This is a genomic window from bacterium (genome assembly GCA_016873475.1).
Lineage (GTDB): Bacteria > Krumholzibacteriota > Krumholzibacteriia > JACNKJ01 > JACNKJ01 > VGXI01.
This window is the reverse complement of sequence record VGXI01000420.1, coordinates 1-1,542: the sequence shown is the minus strand read 5'-3', so window position 1 is coordinate 1,542 and position 1,542 is coordinate 1. Positions and strand designations below refer to the sequence as shown.

Annotated in this window: 1 protein-coding gene; it reads left to right on the top strand. The window is 68.4% G+C overall.

From position 1 onward, the window contains the following. Nucleotides 1-1,016 precede the first annotated feature (1,016 nt). Nucleotides 1,017-1,445 (top strand): cytochrome c, encoded by a 429-nt coding sequence (locus FJ251_16315; protein ID MBM4119264.1) that lies wholly within the window; start codon nt 1,017-1,019, stop codon nt 1,443-1,445. The last annotated feature ends 97 nt before the right edge of the window (nt 1,446-1,542 follow it).

Genomic DNA, 1,542 nt, shown 5'->3' with positions numbered 1-1,542 from the left:
CAGGCCGCCCGCGATCGCTACAGCACGGCGATCAACGAGATCGCGTCGATCCAGGACAGCCTCAACACCATCGTTCTCGGCGAGGAGGGCGCTGCGGCGCTCAAGACGCAGCTCGACGCCGAGACCAGCCTCTCGCAGGACCGCGGCGACGCCGCGCGCGCCCGCATCGCCGAGATCAAGGCCGGCATCGAGCGCGCCCGCAATCGCATTGCCGCGCTGGAGGCGCAGGTCAAGGAGAGCGGCGTCAAGATCGCCGGCCTCGAGAAGATGATCAAGAACCTGCGCGCCACGGTCGCCGAGAAGGAGACGCTGATCGTCGCCCTGAACCAGCGCGTCGACGAGCTGCAGACCGAAGTTGCCGGCCTGCACGGCAAGGTGGCCGAGCGCGATCAGACGATCCAGGCGCGCGAGGTGACGATTCAGACCCAGGTGGCCCGCCTCGAGGAGTCGCGCCGCGCCCTCGGCACGATCTACTACACGATCGGCACCAAGGACGAGTTGAAGGACTCGGGGACCATCGTCGCGACGGGCGGCATCCTCGGTCTCGGCAAGACGCTGCGCCCCTCGGGCAGCATCGATCCCGCGCTCTTCACGCCGATGGACACGGACCAGGAGACGACGATCCTGATCCCCGACGATGAAGTGAAGGTGATCAGCGACCAGCCGACGGCGAGCTACACGCTCGAGCTGGTCGGTGAGCAGATCGAGCTGCGGATCACCGACCCGCAGGCCTTCCGCGCGGTGAAGCACCTGATCATCATGACGGGCTAGCCGCCCGCCGGCCCCGCCCCGCCCCCGCCGTGCGCCGCTGACGCGGCCTGCGGTGGGGGCCGGGCTCCTCCCATCTTGCCGGGCAGCCCCTTTCCCCGTTGACAAGCACTCACTCAACACATACAGTCATGCGCTGAGGCCTTGAGGGGAGCGCAGGCGGGGGGATTCGCCGGCGGCCCCGGCGCGCCGCGCTCGGTTCGGCGCCTTTGCCGCTCCGGCTCTAGGAGCCTAAATGGAGGATTCTAATGAAGTTAGCGTCGATATCGGGTCTCGTGGCGGGCCTGCCTGTCCTCTTCCTGCTGCTTCTCGCCGGTTGCGGCCAGGGCGGAGGCGGCGAGGCCGGCCAGGGCAGCGCTGCCGGGAGGCCCAGCGTTGCGATCACGGCGGCGGATCGCGCCGAGGCGGAGACCCTCTTCACCACTCGCTGCGCGGCATGTCACGGCACGAGCGGCCACGGCGACGGACCTGCCGCGGCCGGACTCAACCCGAAGCCCCGCGACTACTCCGATCGCCAGTGGCAGAAGACGGTCACGGACGAGCAGATCGAGAAGGCGATCCTCTACGGCGGCGCGGCGATCGGCAAGAGCCCTCAGATGATTGCCAATCCCGATCTCCAGGCGAAGCCCGGCGTCGTCGCCGCACTTCGCGAAAAGGTTCGGTCCTTCGCGCAGTAGGCGCGCGCTACCGCCTGTCGGCAGGCGGCACACTCAGGAGCCCAAGGAGGAAACCATGCAGCTTCGACGCAAGCGTCTTGTTTCCACGCTCGCAAAA

Bases quoted from the DNA above. Each gene is read 5' to 3' on its own strand.
- FJ251_16315 (MBM4119264.1), top strand. From the start codon at position 1,017: ATGAAGTTAGCGTCGATATCGGGTCTCGTGGCGGGCCTGCCTGTCCTC.